The sequence below is a fragment of the Enterobacter sp. LM3 genome (assembly GCF_046622475.1).
GTDB classification, from domain to species: Bacteria; Pseudomonadota; Gammaproteobacteria; order Enterobacterales; family Enterobacteriaceae; genus Enterobacter; species Enterobacter cloacae_P.
This window is the reverse complement of record NZ_JBJURN010000004.1, coordinates 167,114-186,122: the sequence shown is the minus strand read 5'-3', so window position 1 is coordinate 186,122 and position 19,009 is coordinate 167,114. Positions and strand designations below refer to the sequence as shown.

Sequence of the window (19,009 nt, the reverse complement as noted above, 5' to 3'; positions counted from 1 at the left end):
TACAGTGTCTTGTAGGCCGGGATCGCTGCGCGTCACCCGGCTTTTTTATTGAGTAAAAATCGTGAATACACTCGAACATACCATTGGTAATACCCCTCTGGTCAAACTGCAGCGCATGGGGCCGGACAACGGCAGCGAAATCTGGGTGAAGCTCGAAGGCAATAACCCTGCGGGGTCGGTGAAGGACAGGGCGGCGTTGTCCATGATTGTCCAGGCAGAAAAACGTGGTGAGATTAAGCCCGGCGATGTGCTGATTGAAGCCACCAGTGGCAATACCGGTATTGCGCTGGCAATGATTGCCGCCCTGAAAGGCTACCGTATGAAGCTACTGATGCCGGACAACATGAGCCAGGAGCGTCGGGCCGCGATGCGCGCTTACGGTGCGGAGCTGATTCTGGTGACCAAAGAGCAGGGGATGGAAGGGGCGCGCGACTTAGCGCTGGAGATGGCTGAGCGTGGCGAAGGTAAACTGCTCGATCAATTCAACAACCCGGATAACCCGTATGCGCACTATACCACCACCGGCCCGGAAATCTGGCAGCAGACTGGCGGGCGCATCACCCATTTTGTTTCCAGCATGGGAACCACGGGAACCATTACCGGCGTGTCACGTTTTCTGCGCGAGCAGGAAAAAGCGGTAACCATTGTTGGCCTGCAACCGGAAGAGGGGAGCAGTATCCCCGGTATCCGTCGCTGGCCTGCGGAATATATGCCCGGCATTTTTAATGCCCGGCTTGTGGACCAGGTGCTGGATATTCACCAGCGCGAGGCGGAGAATACCATGCGAGAACTGGCCGTGCGCGAAGGTATCTTCTGCGGCGTCAGTTCAGGTGGCGCGGTGGCGGGGGCTATCCGGGTAGCCCAGGCTCATCCGGGGGCGGTGGTGGTGGCGATTATCTGCGATCGCGGCGATCGTTATCTTTCTACTGGCGTCTTTGGTGAAGAGAGTTATTCGCAGGGGGCGGGGATTTAAGCGTCATGGAGATGATTTTATTCCGGGACAAAACCCGGGCGCAGCAAACCGATATTGTCGCGGTGCAGTCACAGGTGGTGTATGGCAGCGTGGGTAACAGCATTGCTGTGCCCAATATCAGAACGCACCAGCTGAACGTTACGGCGGTACCAACGGTCCTGTTCAGCAATACGCCTCATTACGATACCTTCTACGGTGGTGTGATCCCCGATGAGTGGTTTAGTGGTTATCTGAAGGCGCTGGAAGAGCGCGAGATTTTACGCGAGCTGAAGGCGGTGACCACCGGTTATATGGGCAGCGCCAGCCAGATCCAGCTTCTGGCCCACTGGCTGAAGGCCATCAGGGTGCAGCACCCCGATCTGCTGGTGCTGGTCGACCCGGTCATCGGTGATGTTGACAGCGGGATGTACGTGAAGCCCGGTATTCCGGAAGCTTACTGCGAGCATCTGCTGCCGCTGGCGCAGGGCATTACGCCAAACGTATTTGAACTGGAAGTGCTAAGCGGCAAGCCGTGTCGTTCGCCTGAAAGCGCTATTGCAGCGGCACAGGGGCTTTTGTCTGATACGCTGAAATGGGTGGCTATCACCAGCGCACCGGTTGCCGGTGACCCGGAAAACATTCATGTGGTGCTGGTGACCAAAGAGAGTGTGACCGTGAGTGCGCACCCACGTGTAGAGACGGATCTGAAAGGAACGGGCGATCTGTTCTGTTCGGAGCTGGTCAGTGGGATTGTGCAGGGTAAAACCGTTGCCGATGCTATCCGCAGGGCGGGCGACCGTGTAACTGACGTGATGGTCTTTACGCAGGAAAAAGGCTACGACGAGCTTATCCTCCCCGCATAAACAAAAATGGCACCCGAAGGTGCCATTTTGCTGTGCGGCAAGAATTACTTCTTGATGCGGATAACCGGGGTTTCACCCACGGTGACGCTGCCAGACAGTTTGATCAGTTCTTTGATTTCGTCCATGTTGGAGATAACAACCGGAGTCAGGGTAGACTTGGCTTTTTCTTCCAGCAGTGGCAGATCAAATTCAATCACCGGGTCGCCAACTTTCACACGCTGGCCTTCTTCCGCGATACGTTTGAAGCCTTCGCCTTTCAGTTCAACAGTGTCGATACCGAAGTGAACGAACAGTTCAATACCGCTATCAGATTCGATAGAGAACGCATGGTTGGTTTCAAAAATTTTACCGATGGTGCCGTCAACTGGAGCAACCATTTTGTTGCCAGTTGGTTTGATAGCAATGCCATCACCAACGATTTTCTCAGCAAACACTACATCCGGCACGTCTTCGATGTTGACGATCTCGCCGGAGAGCGGAGCAACAATCTCAATAGTTCCGGAGTCTTTCTTATCATCAGAAACCAGAGATTTCAGTTTATCGAACAAACCCATGATCTTCTCCTAAGCAGTAAATTGGGCCGCATCTCGTGGATTAGCAGATTGTTTTTTCTTCAATGAACTTGTTAACCAGCGTCATTAACTCGTCCGTTGTCGGTTGAGCAAGAGCCTGCTCTGCTAACACCTTCGCATCTTCGAAGTTCGTGTTACGGATAATCTTCTTAATGCGTGGGATGGAAATGGCGCTCATAGAGAATTCGTCCAGACCCATACCCAGCAACAGAAGTGTAGCACGTTCGTCGCCTGCAAGCTCACCACACATGCCAGTCCATTTACCTTCTGCATGAGAAGCATCAATAACTTGCTTAATAAGCGTCAGTACGGACGGTGACATTGGCTGGTAGAGATGTGAAATCATATCATTACCACGGTCAACTGCCAGGGTGTACTGCGTTAAATCATTGGTACCGATACTAAAGAAATCAACTTCTTTGGCTAAATGACGCGCAATGGTCGCCGCAGCTGGTGTTTCCACCATCACGCCTACCTCGATTGCTTCATCAAATGCTTTACCTTCGTCACGCAGTTCCTGCTTGTAGATTTCGATCTCTTTCTTCAGTGCACGCACTTCTTCAACAGAGATGATCATCGGGAACATGATGCGCAGTTTACCGAAAGCGGAAGCACGCAGGATAGCGCGAACCTGGTCACGCAGGATCTCTTTACGATCCATGGCGATACGCACTGCACGCCAGCCCAGGAACGGGTTTTCTTCTTTCGGGAAGTTCATGTACGGCAGCTCTTTGTCGCCACCGATGTCCATAGTACGGACGATAACCGCCTGAGAGCCACAGGCTTCAGCAACAGCCTTGTACGCAGCAAACTGTTCTTCTTCAGTTGGCAGCGCGTCACGGTCCATGAACAGGAATTCAGTACGATACAGACCAACACCTTCCGCACCGTTGCGCTCAGCGCCATCAACGTCACGTACGGTACCGATGTTCGCGCACACTTCTACCTGATGGCCGTCCAGCGTGATTGCCGGCAGGTCTTTCAGTTTAGCGAGTTCCGCTTTCTCGGTAGCAACTTGCTCCTGAACGGCGCGCAGCTGCTCGATCTCTTCGTTAGTGGGGTTGACGTAAACCACGTTGTTTACGGCATCCAGAATCAGATAGTCGTCGTTTTTCACCTGAGCGGTGACGCTACCGGTACCCACGATGGCAGGCAGTTCCAGAGAACGCGCCATGATTGAGGTGTGGGAAGTACGGCCACCTGCATCAGTGATGAAACCCAGCACCTTTTTCAGGTTCAGCTGTGCGGTTTCAGACGGGGTCAGGTCAGCGGCAACCAGGATAACTTCGTCCTGAATCGCGCTCAGGTCGATAATGGCCAGACCCAGGATGTTGCGCAGCAGGCGCTTACCGATGTCACGTACGTCAGCCGCACGTTCTTTCAGGTATTCGTCATCCAGTTCTTCCAGGGCAGTCGCCTGACCTTCGATAACTTCATGAGCCGCCGCATCGGCAGTCATGCCCTTATCTTTAATCAGGGCTATGATTTCCTGCTCCAGCTCCTCATCTTCAAGCAGCATGATGTGCCCTTCGAAGATGGCTTCTTTTTCTTCACCGAAAGTTTCGCCAGCTTTAGTTTTGATCGCTTCCAGTTGCGAAGATGCCTTGGCACGACCGCTCAGAAAACGTTCAACTTCCTGATCAACCTTGTCGGCAGAAATTTTTTTCCGGTCAATGACGATTTCGTCTTCTTTCAGCAGCAGTGCTTTGCCGAAAGCGATACCCGGGGATGCTAAAATGCCTGAAATCATAACCCTACCTTACTTGTGACTGATATTGAAAAGAACCCGGAAACTTACTCGAGCTCAGCCATCAGTTTTACCAGATGCTCAACAGCTTTCTGCTCATCTTCACCTTCAGCAGAGATGGTGACGACGGTGCCCTGAGTCAGACCCAGAGTCTGCAGTTTGAACAGGCTTTTTGCGCTAGCGCTTTTGCCGTTAGAAGTCACAGTGATTTCAGAAGTGAAGCCTTTCGCTTCTTTGACAAACTGAGCAGCAGGGCGGGTGTGCAGACCGTTCGGAGCGGTAATGGTAACTTCTTGCTGGAACATTGTATTTCCCCAACTTATAGGTTTAGTGTTGTGGAACTAAAGTCTAGCCTGGCGACTGAACTTTAGCCTGTATTGTTAGCGCTGACGTTTCGATCGTCATTAAACATTATGCAGTGAAAGCAAGACTTGAACCAAATCATAAAATCGATTCAGCAAGGTCATTTCATTCACCGATTAATTTCACGCATCAAAATAATTGCTGGTTTAAATACCAGACCCAACGGGGTGAATCAATGCCAGGAGGGGTAAAACTTTGAAGCAGGCCACAAAAAAGCACCCGGAAAGGTGCTTTTTTACGCGTTTTTAACATACTGGCATCACTGTTGCAGTTCTTTCTCAGTGAAGAGATCGGCAAACAGTGCAGTGCTTAAGTAACGCTCACCCGAGGATGGCAGGATAACCACAATATTCTTATTGGTAAAGGTTTCATCTTCCAGAAGTTTGATCGCGGCCGCAACGGCAGCGCCGGAAGAGATCCCTGCCAGAATACCTTCTTCGTCCATCAGACGACGCGCAGTGGAGATAGCCTCTTCGTTGGTGATGGTCACCACTTTGTCGATCAGCTTCAGATCCAGGTTGCCCGGGATGAAGCCTGCGCCGATCCCCTGAATTTTGTGCGGGCCAGGTTTTAGCTCTTCGCCTGCCAGGGCCTGAGTGATCACCGGAGAATCCGTGGGTTCTACGGCAACGGTAATCAGATCTTTTTTGCCTTTTGTGCCTTTTATATAGCGAGTCACGCCGGTCAGCGTTCCGCCGGTTCCTACGCCGGAGATAAACACGTCAACCTGACCGTCTGTATCTTCCCAGATTTCCGGGCCAGTGGTTTTTTCGTGGATTTCCGGGTTCGCCGGGTTGCTGAACTGCTGCAGCAGCAGGTATTTAGCCGGGTCGCTGGCCACAATTTCTTCGGCTTTCTGAATGGCACCTTTCATGCCTTTCGCGCCTTCGGTCAGTACCAGGTTTGCACCCAGCGCTTTCAGCAGTTTGCGACGCTCGATGCTCATGGTTTCAGGCATGGTCAGCGTCAGTTTGTAGCCGCGTGCGGCAGCAACATAAGCCAGCGCGATACCGGTGTTACCGCTGGTGGGTTCAACCAGTTCGACGCCAGGCTTCAGAACGCCACGTTTTTCAGCATCCCAAATCATGTTTGCACCGATACGGCATTTTACGCTGAAGCTTGGGTTACGTGACTCGACCTTCGCCAGAATGCGTCCATTACCGATACGGTTCAGTCGAACCAGCGGCGTATGACCGATAGTCAGCGAGTTGTCTTCATAAATCTTACTCATGGCCTGTCCTTAACTGTATGAAATTGGGATACCGACCCAGCATACCTGTTGAATAAGTATGGGGAAGTAAGGAATTCGCATATCTATATGCTGCAAGGAAATAATGGGGATCAGTATGGAATAAGGGATAGCATAAGCTACCCCTGATTTACACATTTTTGCATTACTTCCATAACGCGTGCTTAGCACGGTAGCAGTCCACCCACATTGCTGTCGCGCCGCAAACCGCCACCGGCATGATAAACAGGTTCAGGAAGGGGATCATGGTGAACAGGCTGGTGAGTGCGCCAAACTGCATATTGGCAACTTTCTGCGTACGCAGGGCAGTGCGCATCTCTTTAAACGGTACCTTGTGGTTATCGAACGGGTAGTCGCAATACTGGATCGCCAGCATCCAGGCGCTAAACAGGAACCACAGCACCGGGGCGACCGTCTGACCAACACCCGGAATGAAATAAAGTATAAGCAGCACAATCGCGCGTGGCAGATACCAGGCAAATTTCTGCCACTCGCGTTTCATGATCCGCGGGATATCTTTCATGATCCCCAGCACGCCAGTATCGGGCGGTGTGGCACCGGTAAGACGCGCTTCTAATTGTTCCGCCAGCAGGCCGTTAAACGGCGCGGCTATCCAGTTGGCAATGGTTGAGAAGAAATAGCCAAACACCAGCAGGACGGAGATCACCACAATTGGCCACAGCAGGTAGCTCAGCCACTGCAGCCAGTCTGGTACATGACCCATGATGGCAGGCACCCAGCTTTCCAGCTTTGTGAATAACCACCAGAAGGCACCTCCCATCAGGATGATGTTGATAAGCAATGGCAGAATAACGAAACGGCGAATGCCTGGCAGGGAGACCAGTTTCCAGCCCTGAGAAAAATACCAGACGCCGCTGCGTGGGGTAGAAGATGATGTTGAAACCATAACCAGGCTGTACTCCTTTTTACACAACCAGTGGAATTGCCCGCCTATATTATCCAGTTATGGATTAATGACCAGTTCGGAAATGTTCGAAAAAACAGCAAAAAGCACAATTTAGTTCATCTTTATGCTGTGAATGCTCTGCACACACTTGCACTTGACGTAAACGGCAAATACTCTTAGTGAGTAAATGTTTGCCGTGGTGGCAAGGTGTTAGAACAACAGAGAATATAATGATGCAGGATTTGCGTCTGATATTAATCATTGTTGGCGCGATCGCCATAATCGCTTTACTGGTACATGGTTTCTGGACCAGCCGTAAAGAGCGTTCTTCTATGTTTCGCGATCGCCCACTGAAGCGCATGAAGTCCAGTCGTGATGACGATGACGGTGAAAACGACATCGATGAGAACGACGATGACGGCGTGGGCGAAGTTCGTGTTCATCGGGTCAATACTGCGCCCGGCGCAGCTCATGGGGAGCATGAAGCCCCTCGTCAGCCTCCGCAGCACCAGTATCAACCACCGTATGCCTCTGCTCAGCCGCGCCCACAGGCGTCGCAGCCTGCGGAAGAACCGGTGCGTCAGCCGCCGCAACAGCCGGTACATCATCAGCCTGCCGTGCAGCAGCCTGTGCAGCCACAACCTGTGCAGCCACAACCTGTACAGCCGCAGCAGCCTGTTCACCAGCCTCAGCCTGTGCAAGTGCAGCCAGCACCACAGCCTGCGCCAGTCGTTGAGCCAGAGCCGGTTGTTGAACCTGAACCGGTGGTTGAAAAACCGCAGCGCAAAGAAGCGGTGATCATCATGAACGTGGCCGCGCATCATGGCAGCCATCTGAATGGTGACGTTCTGCTTAACAGTATTCAGCAGGCCGGCTTCAAGTTTGGCGATATGAATATCTTCCATCGCCATCTGAGCCCGGACGGTAGCGGCCCGGCGCTGTTCAGTCTCGCCAATATGGTGAACCCTGGCACGTTTGATCCGGAAATGACCGGCGATTTCGTGACGCCGGGCGTAACTATCTTTATGCAGGTGCCGTCCTACGGTGACGAACTGCAAAACTTCAAGCTGATGCTGCAGTCCGCTCAGCACATTGCCGACGAAGTGGGTGGTGTGGTGCTGGATGACCAGCGTCGTATGATGACGCCGCAGAAATTGCGTGAGTATCAGGACCGCATCCGCGAAGTTAAGGAAGCCAACGCGTAATCGTCGCGTTTTCTTCAACTCCTCCTCAACCCCCGCATGTCGGGGGTTTTTTCTCATTGATGGTGCGATATGGACTCAATCGAACAACAACTGACTCAACTGCGAACCACGCTTCGCCATCATGAATATCTCTATCATGTTATGGACGCGCCGGAAGTGCCGGATGCGGAGTATGACCGTCTGATGCGTGAACTGCGCGAGCTGGAAATGCTGCACCCGGAGTTCATTACCCCAGACTCCCCGACCCAGCGCGTAGGGGCTGAACCGCTTGGTGCGTTCAGCCAGATCAGCCACGAAGTACCAATGCTGTCGCTGGATAACGTCTTTGATGAAGAGAGTTTTCTGGCGTTTAACAAGCGCGTACAGGATCGCCTGAAAAGCAGCGATACCCTGAGCTGGTGCTGCGAGCTGAAGCTGGACGGTCTGGCGGTCAGTATTCTTTATGAAAACGGTGTGCTGGTCAGTGCGGCTACCCGTGGCGATGGCACCACCGGTGAAGATATCACCAGCAACGTGCGTACTATTCGGGCAATTCCACTGAAGCTGCGTGGTGAAAACATTCCTGCACGTCTGGAAGTGCGTGGTGAAGTGTTCATGCCGCAGGCGGGCTTCGAAAAAATCAACGAAGAAGCGCGTCGCACGGGGGGGAAAGTGTTTGCTAACCCGCGTAATGCGGCAGCGGGCTCACTGCGCCAACTGGATCCGCGTATTACCGCGAAGCGACCGCTGACGTTCTTTTGCTATGGCGTCGGTATTCTGGAAGGTGGTGAACTGCCGGATACGCACCTGGGGCGCTTACTGCAGTTCAAAGAGTGGGGCTTACCGGTAAGCAACCGCGTACAGATTTGTAATTCTCCGGAAGCCGTACTGGCGTTCTACCACAAGGTCGAAGAAGACCGTCCGACGCTCGGTTTTGATATCGACGGTGTGGTGATCAAGGTTAACTCACTTGAGTTACAGGAACAGTTAGGTTTTGTGGCTCGTGCACCGCGCTGGGCTGTGGCTTTCAAATTCCCGGCGCAGGAACAGATGACTTTCGTTCGCGACGTGGAGTTCCAGGTGGGGCGTACGGGCGCGATTACCCCGGTTGCGCGTCTGGAACCGGTACAGGTTGCCGGTGTGCTGGTCAGTAACGCCACGCTGCACAACGCCGATGAAATTGAACGTCTCGGCCTTCGTATTGGTGACAAAGTCGTGATTCGTCGTGCGGGCGATGTGATCCCGCAGGTCGTTAACGTCGTTGAGTCAGAACGCCCTGAAGATACCCGGGCCATTGAATTCCCGACGCACTGCCCGGTTTGTGGATCGGACGTTGAACGTGTTGAAGGCGAAGCGGTCGCCCGCTGTACGGGCGGGCTCATCTGCGGGGCACAGCGTAAAGAGTCACTGAAGCACTTTGTGTCCCGTCGGGCGATGGACGTGGACGGCATGGGCGACAAAATTATCGATCAACTGGTGGAGAAGGAGTACGTCCACACGCCTGCCGATCTGTTCAGACTGACTGCCGGGAAACTGACCGGTCTTGATCGCATGGGGCCAAAATCGGCACAAAATGTGGTTAACGCTCTGGAAGCGGCTAAGCAGACTACCTTTGCCCGGTTCCTCTATGCGCTGGGCATTCGTGAAGTGGGCGAAGCCACGGCGGCGGGACTGGCGGCTCACTTTGGTACGCTGGAAGCCCTGGAGAGCGCGAGTATTGAAGAGCTGCAGAAAGTCCCGGATGTGGGCATTGTGGTCGCGACGCACACCTTTAACTTCTTTGCCGAAGAGAGCAACCGTGAGGTGATTGGTCAACTGCTGGAAGAGGGTATCCACTGGCCTGCACCGGTTGTCGTCAATGCGGAAGAGATCGACAGCCCGTTCGCCGGTAAAACGGTGGTGCTGACCGGTAGTCTGAGCCAGCTTTCACGTGATGACGCCAAAGCGCGTCTGGTCGCGCTGGGGGCAAAAGTGGCAGGCAGCGTGTCGAAGAAAACGGACCTGGTGATCGCCGGGGAAGCCGCCGGTTCGAAGCTTGCCAAAGCGCAGGAGCTGGGCATTGAGGTTATCGATGAAGCGGAAATGCTGCGTCTGTTAGGAGAGTAACGTGGAGAAAGAACAGCTCGTTGAGATAGCCAATACGGAGATGCCATTTGGCAAATATAAAGGCCGCAGGCTGATCGATTTGCCGGAAGAGTATCTGCTGTGGTTCGCCCGTAAGGATGAGTTTCCTGCCGGGCGGCTGGGCGAGCTGATGGCCATCACGTTACTGATCAAAACGGAGGGGCTGACGCAACTGGTTCAGCCCCTGAAACGTCCTTAAGCCTTCGCGGCGTGGGTCTCTTCCTGCGCCCGTTTTTCCGTCTGGCGCTTGTAACGACGCGCCAGCACCGCGCAGACCATCAGCTGGATCTGATGGAAAATCATCAGCGGCAGTACCATCATCCCAATCATTGAGGTCGGGAACAGGATATTGGCCATCGGGATACCGTTGGCCAGGCTCTTTTTCGACCCGCAGAAGACAATCGTGATTTCATCCGCTTTATTGAAACCACACTTGCGCGCGACAAAAACGTTTACCGTAATCACCATCGCCAGCAGGATAATGCTGACCACCACGATAAACAGCAATGAGCCAGCACCGACCTTATGCCAGATGCCATTCACCACCGCTTCACTGAAGGCGGAATAGACCACTAACAGAATCGACGTCTGGTCGGTTTTTGAGATCCACTTCTTGTGCTTCGCAACAAAAGCCCCCGTCCACGGACGAGAAAGATGCCCAAGGACAAACGGCAGCAGCAGTTGCAGACAGATTTTACCGACCTGCTCCAGGTTGCCTTCCGCACCGTGCATATTCATCAGCAGGCCAACCAGCAGCGGCGAGATGAAAATCCCTAACAGGCTGGAGGCCGAAGCCGAACAGACTGCCGCAGCAACGTTACCGCCCGCCAGTGACGTAAAGGCAATGGCAGACTGAACGGTGGCGGGCAGAATGCACAGATAAAGGAAACCCGTATAGAGCGCCGGGTCGACATTAACCGGTGCCCACCAGGCGAACAGGACGCCAAGGATCGGGAATAAAATGAACGTGCTGCACATTACCCACAGGTGCAGCCGCCAGTGACCCCCCCCTGCAATAATGGCTTCACGGGACAGTTTGGCCCCGTGCATAAAGAACAGTAGCGCGATAGCCGCCGTTGTCAGCCCTTCAACGAAAGGCACATAACTTCCACGGGCCGGGAAAAAGGAGGCCAGTAAAACGGTGATAACCAGAGTAAGCGTGAAAGGATCAAGAATTCGGAACAGTTTCATAGTGACTCCTGAAAGCAGATATCGCTATTGTGCTTTTTTCCATTTGAGAAATAAAATTGATTTATTGCATCCATTTATGAATTAAACAGATGAATTATTCACTACGACAGCTTCGCATTTTCGTGACCGTTGCACATGCCCGCAGTTTCAGCCGGGCAGGAGAGGTAATCGGCCTGAGCCAGTCGGCCGTCAGCCACAGCGTTAAAGAGCTGGAGAGCCAGACAGGTGTGCGGCTACTTGACCGTACCACGCGCGAAGTGGTGCTTACCGAAGCGGGGCAGCAGCTGGCTATGCGTCTGGAGCGGTTACTGGATGAGCTGAACAGCACGCTGCGGGATGTTGGACGCCTGGGGCAACAGCTTTCGGGAACTGTGCGGGTGGCGGCGAGCCAGACGATCTCAGCGCACCTTATCCCGCAGTGTATTGCCGAAAGCAACGATCTTTACCCGGATATCAACTTTGTGCTGCACGACAGGCCACAGCAGTGGGTGCTGGAGAGTATCCGTCAGGGGGATGTGGATTTTGGTATCGTTATCGATCCCGGCGCAGTCAGCGATCTGGAATGTGAAGTTGTGCTCTCAGAGCCATTTTTGTTGCTCTGTCGCGACGACGATCCGCTTGCATCACTCCCGCGCGTGACATGGCAGGCGTTACAGGGCGCGAACCTGGTGTTACAGGATTATGCCTCGGGAAGCCGTCCGTTGATTGATGCCGCTCTGGTCGCGCAAGGCGTCCAGGCGACCATCGTGCAGGAGATAGGCCACCCGGCCACCTTGTTTCCAATGGTAGAGGCAGGAATTGGGATCAGCGTATTACCGGCGCTGGCACTGCCGTTGCCGCAGGGAAGCCGCTTGCGGGTAAAACGCTTTACCCCCAGCATCGAACGCCAGTTAATGCTGGTGCGCCGTAAAAACCGTTCACTTTCGGGAGCGGCGCATGCCTGCTGGGAGGTAGTGCGTATGCAGGCCCAGCGTTTAATGGAGGCCCGCACGCACGATCCACTGTTTAACGATCAGATGTAGATATCAATCTTATGTTCAGAGGAAGGCTTGTTGACGCTTTGCTCTACGGCCTGAGCATTTCCCTGTTCCGGCATGGACTCTTCGGCCTGCTGACGCTGCAATTGCGCCAGCTGTGCCTGCAGCATGGTAATCTGGGATTCGAGTAACTCCTGCTGTTTTTTCTTTTCATCTAGAGGCGCATCACTCAATCCCAATTCCTTGAGTTGCTGAGTGGCTTTTGTTAACTGTTTGGTCAACTGGCTAATCCGGGAGGCAATGTCATTGCCACCAGAACTGTTCCCGCTGCTGCCAATTTCTAACGCTGACAGTGACGCTGCCTGGATAGTGGTCATATTGAGTTCCTTTTCACCATAAAAGAGTGATATCGGCAGGAAAATGGAGAGCTTGAGTGAGGGCAGGGTTATTGATAGTGAACCTGTATCGTTGAGGCGGGAAAAGTGTATTGGTGATAAGCCGCTGGCTCCAGATATAAGAATGAGGTCATGCGATCCGTGATATCGCAAACTGAGTCCTCAAGGAGCTTTTATGACCCTCTCAAATAATCCATGGTACTGCGCCGACATCATCCGTGCCGCGAAACCTGATTTTACGCCTCGCGTTGCCTTTATCCTCGGTTCTGGTCTCGGCGCACTCGCCGACCAGATTGATGACGCTGTGGCTATTTCCTATGAAAAACTGCCCGGATTTCCGGTGAGTACCGTTCACGGCCATGCGGGTGAGCTGGTATTAGGCCACCTCGCAGGGGTTCCGGTCGCCTGTATGAAAGGACGTGGTCATTTCTATGAAGGCCGCGGCATGGCCATCATGACCGATGCTATCCGTACCTTTAAGCTGCTGGGCTGCGAGCTGCTGTTTAGCACTAACGCGGCGGGCTCATTACGTCCTGAGGTGGGGCCGGGAAGCCTGGTTGCCCTGAGTGACCATATCAATACCATGCCGGGTACGCCGACAGTGGGGCTGAATGACGAGCGCTTTGGCGATCGCTTCTTCTCGCTCGCCAATGCCTACGATGCGGATCTCCGTGCCGTTCTGCAAACGGTGGCTGCCAAAGAGGGCTTCCCACTGCATGAAGGGGTGTTTGTCTCTTATCCCGGCCCTAACTTTGAGACCGCCGCCGAGATCCGAATGATGCAAATCATCGGGGGTGACGTGGTAGGGATGTCCGTCGTACCTGAAGTGATCTCAGCGCGCCACTGTGGCTTAAAAGTGGTGGCTGTTTCAGCGATAACCAATCTCGCTGAAGGTCTGGGCGATGTGAAATTGTCTCATGAGCAGACGCTCGCTGCCGCCGAGCTTTCCCGCCAGAACTTCATCAATCTCATCTGCGGTTTTCTGCGCCATGTTGCCTGATAAAAAATAAAGTGGCCCGCGAGGGCCACACACTGCGATAAGGAAAGCGTTATGAACATCACGACTCGCTTAAAGATGATGTCCTTTATGCAATATTTTATTTGGGGGAGTTGGCTTGTCACCCTCGGTTCTTACATGATTAACACCCTGCATTTTACCGGTTCTGACGTGGGCATGGTCTACAGCTCCAAAGGGCTTGCGGCGATCGTAATGCCCTCGCTGGTGGGGATCATTGCGGATAAATGGCTGCGCGCAGACCGCGCGTACATGATCTGCCATCTTGTCTGTGCCGCTGCACTTTGTTATGCCGCACAGGTCAATGAGCCCGGGTTAATGTTCTGGGTCATGCTGGTCAATGCGATGGCTTTTATGCCGACCATTGCGTTGTCGAACACGATTTCATACTCCTGTCTTGAACGCGCGGGGCTGGACACGGTGAGCCATTTTCCGCCTGTGCGGGTGTACGGTACCGTAGGCTTTATTGCGGCGATGTGGGCCATTAGCCTGATGGGGGCAGAGTTAAGCAATGTGCAGCTCTACATTGCGGCCGGTGCTTCGCTGGTACTGGCACTCTATTCTCTGACGTTGCCGAAGATCCCGGTCGTGCAGAATAAAACGTCTCAGACGCTGGCCAGTAAGCTCGGCCTGAATGCGTTTGTCTTATTTAAACAGCCCCGCATGGCCGTGTTCTTTTTGTTTGCGATGTTGCTTGGCGCGGTCCTGCAGATCACCAATACCTTCGGTAGCCCATTTCTCCACGATTTTGCACGTAACCCGGTGTATGCAGAGAGCTTTATCGTGAAATATCCGTCAATTTTACTCTCTGTCTCGCAGATGTCGGAGGTGTTCTTCATTCTGACGATCCCCTTTTTCCTCCGGCGTTTTGGTATTAAGACCGTCATGTTAATGAGCATGGTCGCCTGGATGCTGCGGTTTGGGCTGTTTGCGTTTGGCGATCCGTCAGCCACGGGCTTTGGGTTGTTGTTGCTGTCAATGGTTGTCTATGGCTGCGCGTTCGACTTCTTCAATATTTCCGGTTCGGTATTTGTCGAGCAGGAGGTGAACTCTGACATCCGCGCCAGCGCGCAAGGGTTATTTATGACCACCGTTAATGGCATCGGCGCGCATGTCGGGTCTGTGTTGAGCGGTATGGCAGTGGACTACTTCTCGGTGGATGGCGTGAAAGACTGGCAAACCATCTGGCTGGTATTCGCGGCCTATGCGCTGGCGCTTGCGGTGGTGTTTTACCTGAGCTTCAACTACCGGCATTCGGGAAAAAACAGCGAGATGCGCACAGTCGCGCATTAAAGGTTTTCCCTTTGATATTCAAAAGGCTTTAAGGTGAGGGTTTCCGTGTTATCGCCAGGATATGTTTTGATGGAACGCGTTTACCGAACCGATCTGAAGCTACTGCGCTATTTTCTGGCCGTGGCTGAGGAGCTTCATTTTGGCCGGGCTGCCGCCCGTCTCAATATGTCGCAGCCGCCGTTAAGCCTGCATATTAAAGAGCTGGAAAGCCAGTTGGGTACGTTGCTTTTTACTCGTCACTCGCGAAGCGTGGCGTTGACTCATGCGGGTAAAGTGCTGATGGAAGAGTCCCGCAGGTTGCTCGCCAGCGCAAACCAGGCGCTGGCGCGTGTCGAACAAATTGGCCGGGGTGAGGCAGGGCGTATTGAGCTGGGGATCGTCGGTACCGCCATGTGGAGTGAGGTGCGCACGGTAATGCGCACCTTTTTAAAAGCGCATCCGAATGTTGATGTTATCTTTCGGGAAAAGTCCCCGGTAATGCAGATGGCGCTGCTTGAGCGCCGGGAACTGGATGTCGGGATCTGGCGAATGGCGACTGAACCCACGGCAGGGTTTACCAGTATCCGGCTACGCGACGCCGCATTCCTGGTCGCGATGCCGGAAGATCACCGGTTAGTGGGAGAAACCACCATTACGCTAACCGACCTGCAGAACGAGTATTTTGTCACTATGCCGTCAGCGCATTCAGACTGGTCATTTTTACAGCGTGTATGTCAGCAGGCCGGCTTCTCTCCCTTGATTGTGCGTGAAGCTGTTGAGCCGCAGACGGTACTGGCGATGATCAGTATGGGAATGGGTATTACGCTGGCGGCAGACAGCTACGCGCAGATGCAATGGCCGGGCGTGGTGTTCCGCCCGCTAAAAGAGCGTATACCGGCAGATTTATATGTGGTGTATGACGAGAAACAGGCTACCCCAGCGGTAGATAAGTTGATAGCGACGCTGACGGCAGGGTAGGGTGTCAAAACGCAGATAGCAAAAAAGCGCCTTTAGGGCGCTTTTTTACATTGGTGGGTCGTGCAGGATAACTCGCTTCGCTCGCCCTTCGGGCCGTCGCCGTAAACGGCTCCGGTGTCTCACTGCGTTCGGCTCGAACCTGCAGCAGGTTCGAATCATCTATATCGCAGATAGCAAAAAAGCGCCTTTAGGGCGCTTTTTTACATTGGTGGGTCGTGCAGGATTCGAACCTGCGACCAATTGATTAAAAGTCAACTGCTCTACCAACTGAGCTAACGACCCGAAATGGTGGGCGATGACGGGCTCGAACCGCCGACCCCCTCCGTGTAAAGGAGATGCTCTACCAACTGAGCTAATCGCCCATTTCGGAACTGCTGCGATAAGGTGAGAATGGTGGGCGATGACGGGCTCGAACCGCCGACCCCCTCCGTGTAAAGGAGATGCTCTACCAACTGAGCTAATCGCCCAATCTCAATTCTTATCTACACTGCGAGTCTACGTGAAGTAGATGGTGGGTGATGACGGGCTCGAACCGCCGACCCCCTCCGTGTAAAGGAGATGCTCTACCAACTGAGCTAATCACCCCCGCTGTGTGGAGTCGCATTATAGGGAGAGTTGAAAATGAGTCAACGCCTTTTCTAAAGTTTTTATTCGTTCGTCGTAAAATTAGACAAAACGATCGCAAAACGGGCTATGGCGCATGATTTCTAAACAAAAATCGTAATCTCCATCACGATACAGGGATCAACATTGAGGAATCGCCCCACAGTGATAGAATATTGCCCATTGTTTTTTCCCCAGGATTTGCCGATTGCCGGCATCTTTATAACGTAAGGCCATTTCATGAAAATCAAAACTCGCTTCGCGCCCAGCCCGACAGGCTATCTGCACGTCGGTGGTGCACGTACTGCTCTCTATTCCTGGCTTTTTGCACGCCACAACAAAGGTGAGTTTGTGCTGCGTATTGAGGACACCGATCTCGAGCGCTCCACGCCGGAAGCAATTGAAGCCATTATGGATGGTATGAACTGGCTGAATCTGGAGTGGGATGAAGGCCCGTATTTCCAGACCAAACGTTTTGACCGCTATAACGCTGTAATCGATGAGATGCTGGTCGCGGGTACTGCTTATAAGTGCTACTGCTCTAAAGAGCGTCTGGACGCGCTGCGTGAAGAGCAGATGGCAAACGGCGAAAAGCCGCGTTATGACGGCCGCTGCCGCCACGATCACAGTGAGCATGCTGCTGATGAGCCTTGTGTAGTGCGTTTTGCTAACCCGCAGGGCGGCTCCGTTATCTTTGACGACCAGATCCGTGGCCCGATCGAATTCAGCAACCAGGAGCTGGACGATCTGATCATCCGCCGCACCGACGGTTCCCCAACCTATAACTTCTGCGTTGTAGTCGATGACTGGGACATGGAAATCACCCACGTTGTTCGTGGCGAAGACCATATCAACAACACGCCGCGCCAGATCAACATTCTGAAAGCGCTGAATGCGCCAGTGCCGGTGTATGCGCACGTATCCATGATCAACGGTGATGACGGTAAAAAACTGTCTAAACGTCATGGCGCAGTGAGCGTTATGCAGTACCGCGACGACGGCTATCTGCCGGAAGCGCTGTTGAATTATCTGGTGCGTCTGGGCTGGGCCCATGGTGACCAGGAAATCTTCAGCCGCGAAGAGATGATCGAACTGTTCTCACTGAGCTCGGTTAGTAAGTCTGCCAGTGCGTTCAATACCGAAAAATTGCAGTGGCTGAACCATCACTACATCAATACCATGCCGCCAGAGTATGTTGCGACCTATCTGCAGTGGCACATTGAGCAGGCCAACATTGATACCCGTACCGGCCCTGAGCTGGCAGATCTGGTGAAACTGCTCGGTGAGCGTTGCAAGACTCTGAAAGAGATCGCTGAAAGCTGCCGCTACTTCTATGAAGAGTTCGACGAGTTTGACGCTGACGCGGCGAAGAAACACCTGCGCCCGGTTGCACGTCAGCCGCTGGAAGTGGTACGCGACAAACTGGCTGCCATTACTGAATGGACGGCTGAGAATGTACATCACGCCATTCAGGCAACAGCGGATGAGCTGGAAGTGGGTATGGGTAAAGTCGGTATGCCACTGCGCGTCGCCGTTACCGGTGCAGGCCAGTCTCCGGCTCTGGACGTGACCGTTCATGCGATTGGAAAGTCACGCAGCGTGGCGCGTATCAACAAGGCGCTGGGCTTTATTGCTGAGCGCGAAAGCCAGCAATAACTCAGTCTGACAGATGAAAATGAAAAACGGCAGGGTGACCTGCCGTTTTTTTATGCGTGTAATTCAGCAATGCCGAGACGAGCAAGAAACCCTTGTATACCTTCGCGCTTTAGCAATACGTGAAGACGTTCCTGTTCGGTCTGGGTCATGTTTTCCAGCGAGTCAATTATTTGAGGGAGCAACGTTGATGGTGCTGATTCACCGTACAGAGACGGGGCTTCTGCCAGTTGGTAGATCGCCTGACGGCTACGAATGGCCGGGAGACTGATAATGTGCTCCTTCACTCGTGCATCAATATGAATCAGCCGTGCCCGCCCACCTTTCACGCCATTAATCCCTTCGGTTTTCCACCCTTTCTGGCGTATCCAGCGGTTAACCGTTTGTCTGGCTACACCCAGAGTGTCCGCCAGCTCTTCCGTGGTCATTTTATTGCGTAATTTTTTCATATCAGTTCTGGTCGCGAATCCCTAAACGTTGCAACAATCCGGTAATCCCTTCCCGCAGTAACAGCGATGTCATCTGCTTTTGCTCATCCGGCGTCATTTCATTTGCCAGTGTCAGAAGTAAAGTGTGGAGTGAACCTTCATGGTACGCGTTTTCCGGCATGTCAGGCATTTCGGATACCCGGCGTGCGCTGCGAATAAAATCACGCACTTTTTCATTCACATGCACCAGACGGGCTTTCCCACCCTGTACTCCTGGTTTTGGCGATGTAATCCAACCCTCTTTACGTACCCATTTATTGATGGTCTGGCGGCTATAGCCAGTGAGCAGGGCTAACTCTTCTGGCGTCATTCGTTCCTTGATCATGCAATTTCCTGAGTATTAGTGGGGTTAATTAGTGGTTCATTTTATAGCACCGTTTTACGTGAAAATGTGACAGGTTTAACTCCTGACTGCGAGCAGGCTCGCAAAGTGATTTATTTGCATGATTTTTCAGCGATTGAAAGGTTGTAATGGA

19 protein-coding genes, 4 tRNA genes and 1 other RNA gene are annotated in these 19,009 nt (G+C 53.2%); 10 read left to right on the top strand and 14 right to left on the bottom strand.

The genetic code is table 11. From position 1 onward, the window contains the following. The first annotated feature begins 61 nt into the window (after positions 1-61). A complete protein-coding gene (gene cysM / locus ACJ9N4_RS06960) occupies positions 62-973 on the top strand; it encodes a cysteine synthase CysM (RefSeq protein ID WP_182918738.1) in 912 nt (303 codons plus the stop codon). A 5-nt stretch (positions 974-978) separates the two neighbouring features. Next, on the top strand, positions 979-1,815 hold the full coding sequence (gene pdxK / locus ACJ9N4_RS06955) for a pyridoxine/pyridoxal/pyridoxamine kinase (protein WP_182918737.1): 837 nt from the start codon (positions 979-981) through the stop codon (positions 1,813-1,815). Between the two features lie 44 nt (positions 1,816-1,859). Here pdxK and crr read toward each other — a convergent pair whose 3' ends face one another. From crr to cysZ, 5 genes are all read right to left on the bottom strand, one after another. Beyond that, entirely contained in the window at positions 1,860-2,369 is a 510-nt protein-coding gene (gene crr / locus ACJ9N4_RS06950) for a PTS glucose transporter subunit IIA (RefSeq protein WP_003861316.1), read from the bottom strand. Between the two features lie 40 nt (positions 2,370-2,409). Then, a complete protein-coding gene (gene ptsI / locus ACJ9N4_RS06945; protein ID WP_182272205.1) occupies positions 2,410-4,137 on the bottom strand; it encodes a phosphoenolpyruvate-protein phosphotransferase PtsI in 1,728 nt (575 codons plus the stop codon). Positions 4,138-4,181: 44 nt separating this feature from the next. Further along, on the bottom strand, positions 4,182-4,439 hold the full coding sequence (ptsH, locus tag ACJ9N4_RS06940; RefSeq protein ID WP_000487600.1) for a phosphocarrier protein Hpr: 258 nt from the start codon (positions 4,437-4,439) through the stop codon (positions 4,182-4,184). A gap of 317 nt (positions 4,440-4,756) precedes the next feature. Then, positions 4,757-5,728: a cysteine synthase A gene (cysK, locus tag ACJ9N4_RS06935; protein WP_182272204.1), complete on the bottom strand. Its 972-nt coding sequence runs from the start codon at positions 5,726-5,728 to the stop codon at positions 4,757-4,759. 163 nt (positions 5,729-5,891) lie between these two features. Then, a complete protein-coding gene (gene cysZ / locus ACJ9N4_RS06930) occupies positions 5,892-6,653 on the bottom strand; it encodes a sulfate transporter CysZ (RefSeq protein WP_182272203.1) in 762 nt (253 codons plus the stop codon). A gap of 230 nt (positions 6,654-6,883) precedes the next feature. Here cysZ and zipA point away from each other — a divergent pair, with 230 nt between their 5' ends. The 3 genes from zipA (at position 6,884) to ACJ9N4_RS06915 (ending at position 10,160) form a co-directional block, all read left to right on the top strand. Continuing rightward, positions 6,884-7,858, top strand: a complete 975-nt coding sequence (gene zipA / locus ACJ9N4_RS06925; protein ID WP_182918735.1) for a cell division protein ZipA — start codon at positions 6,884-6,886, stop codon at positions 7,856-7,858. Positions 7,859-7,927: 69 nt separating this feature from the next. Then, positions 7,928-9,943, top strand: a complete 2,016-nt coding sequence (gene ligA / locus ACJ9N4_RS06920; RefSeq protein ID WP_182918734.1) for an NAD-dependent DNA ligase LigA — start codon at positions 7,928-7,930, stop codon at positions 9,941-9,943. Between the two features lies 1 nt (position 9,944). Further along, positions 9,945-10,160 (top strand): DUF3820 family protein, encoded by a 216-nt coding sequence (locus tag ACJ9N4_RS06915; protein WP_003861328.1) that lies wholly within the window; start codon positions 9,945-9,947, stop codon positions 10,158-10,160. Here ACJ9N4_RS06915 and ACJ9N4_RS06910 read toward each other — a convergent pair. Next, the gene (locus tag ACJ9N4_RS06910) at positions 10,157-11,152 is read right to left on the bottom strand and encodes a bile acid:sodium symporter family protein (RefSeq protein WP_182272200.1); all 996 of its coding nucleotides are present in this window, start codon (positions 11,150-11,152) and stop codon (positions 10,157-10,159) included. The two genes, ACJ9N4_RS06915 and ACJ9N4_RS06910, sit on opposite strands and share 4 nt — an antisense overlap. Before the next feature lie 89 nt (positions 11,153-11,241). Between ACJ9N4_RS06910 and ACJ9N4_RS06905 the strand changes: the two genes are divergently transcribed. Next, positions 11,242-12,174, top strand: a complete 933-nt coding sequence (locus ACJ9N4_RS06905; RefSeq protein ID WP_182272199.1) for a LysR family transcriptional regulator — start codon at positions 11,242-11,244, stop codon at positions 12,172-12,174. Here the strand turns inward: ACJ9N4_RS06905 and ACJ9N4_RS06900 are convergent. Beyond that, the gene (locus ACJ9N4_RS06900) at positions 12,165-12,506 is read right to left on the bottom strand and encodes a FlxA-like family protein (RefSeq protein ID WP_182272198.1); all 342 of its coding nucleotides are present in this window, start codon (positions 12,504-12,506) and stop codon (positions 12,165-12,167) included. The genes ACJ9N4_RS06905 and ACJ9N4_RS06900 overlap by 10 nt on opposite strands. A 193-nt stretch (positions 12,507-12,699) precedes the next feature. Here ACJ9N4_RS06900 and xapA point away from each other — a divergent pair, with 193 nt between their 5' ends. The 3 genes from xapA (at position 12,700) to ACJ9N4_RS06885 (ending at position 15,789) form a co-directional block, all read left to right on the top strand. After that, a complete protein-coding gene (gene xapA / locus ACJ9N4_RS06895) occupies positions 12,700-13,524 on the top strand; it encodes a xanthosine phosphorylase (protein WP_182918733.1) in 825 nt (274 codons plus the stop codon). A 51-nt stretch (positions 13,525-13,575) separates the two neighbouring features. Then, positions 13,576-14,832, top strand: coding sequence for a nucleoside permease (locus ACJ9N4_RS06890; protein ID WP_182918732.1), 1,257 nt, complete (start codon positions 13,576-13,578; stop codon positions 14,830-14,832). Between the two features lie 69 nt (positions 14,833-14,901). Continuing rightward, on the top strand, positions 14,902-15,789 hold the full coding sequence (locus ACJ9N4_RS06885; RefSeq protein ID WP_182272196.1) for a LysR family transcriptional regulator: 888 nt from the start codon (positions 14,902-14,904) through the stop codon (positions 15,787-15,789). Positions 15,790-15,840: 51 nt separating this feature from the next. On the opposite strand, the gene ACJ9N4_RS06880 is transcribed toward ACJ9N4_RS06885, so the two are convergent. The 5 genes from ACJ9N4_RS06880 to ACJ9N4_RS06860 all read right to left on the bottom strand — a co-directional run bounded on the left by ACJ9N4_RS06880 (position 15,841) and on the right by ACJ9N4_RS06860 (position 16,374). Continuing rightward, positions 15,841-15,968: non-coding RNA, RtT sRNA (locus ACJ9N4_RS06880), on the bottom strand. A gap of 27 nt (positions 15,969-15,995) precedes the next feature. Then, positions 15,996-16,071 (bottom strand) — tRNA-Lys (locus ACJ9N4_RS06875). Between the two features lie 4 nt (positions 16,072-16,075). Next, a tRNA-Val gene (locus ACJ9N4_RS06870) sits at positions 16,076-16,151 on the bottom strand. A gap of 29 nt (positions 16,152-16,180) precedes the next feature. Further along, positions 16,181-16,256, bottom strand: a tRNA-Val gene (locus ACJ9N4_RS06865). A 42-nt stretch (positions 16,257-16,298) separates the two neighbouring features. After that, a tRNA-Val gene (locus ACJ9N4_RS06860) sits at positions 16,299-16,374 on the bottom strand. A 258-nt stretch (positions 16,375-16,632) separates the two neighbouring features. Here ACJ9N4_RS06860 and gltX point away from each other — a divergent pair. Then, complete coding sequence (gene gltX, locus ACJ9N4_RS06855) at positions 16,633-18,048, top strand: glutamate--tRNA ligase (protein WP_182918731.1); 1,416 nt, start codon at positions 16,633-16,635, stop codon at positions 18,046-18,048. Between the two features lie 50 nt (positions 18,049-18,098). Here the strand turns inward: gltX and ACJ9N4_RS06850 are convergent, their stop codons facing one another. After that, entirely contained in the window at positions 18,099-18,494 is a 396-nt protein-coding gene (locus tag ACJ9N4_RS06850; RefSeq protein WP_182272194.1) for a YfeC-like transcriptional regulator, read from the bottom strand. A gap of 1 nt (position 18,495) precedes the next feature. Next, positions 18,496-18,858 (bottom strand): YfeC-like transcriptional regulator, encoded by a 363-nt coding sequence (locus tag ACJ9N4_RS06845; RefSeq protein WP_182272193.1) that lies wholly within the window; start codon positions 18,856-18,858, stop codon positions 18,496-18,498. Between the last annotated feature and the right edge of the window lie 151 nt (positions 18,859-19,009).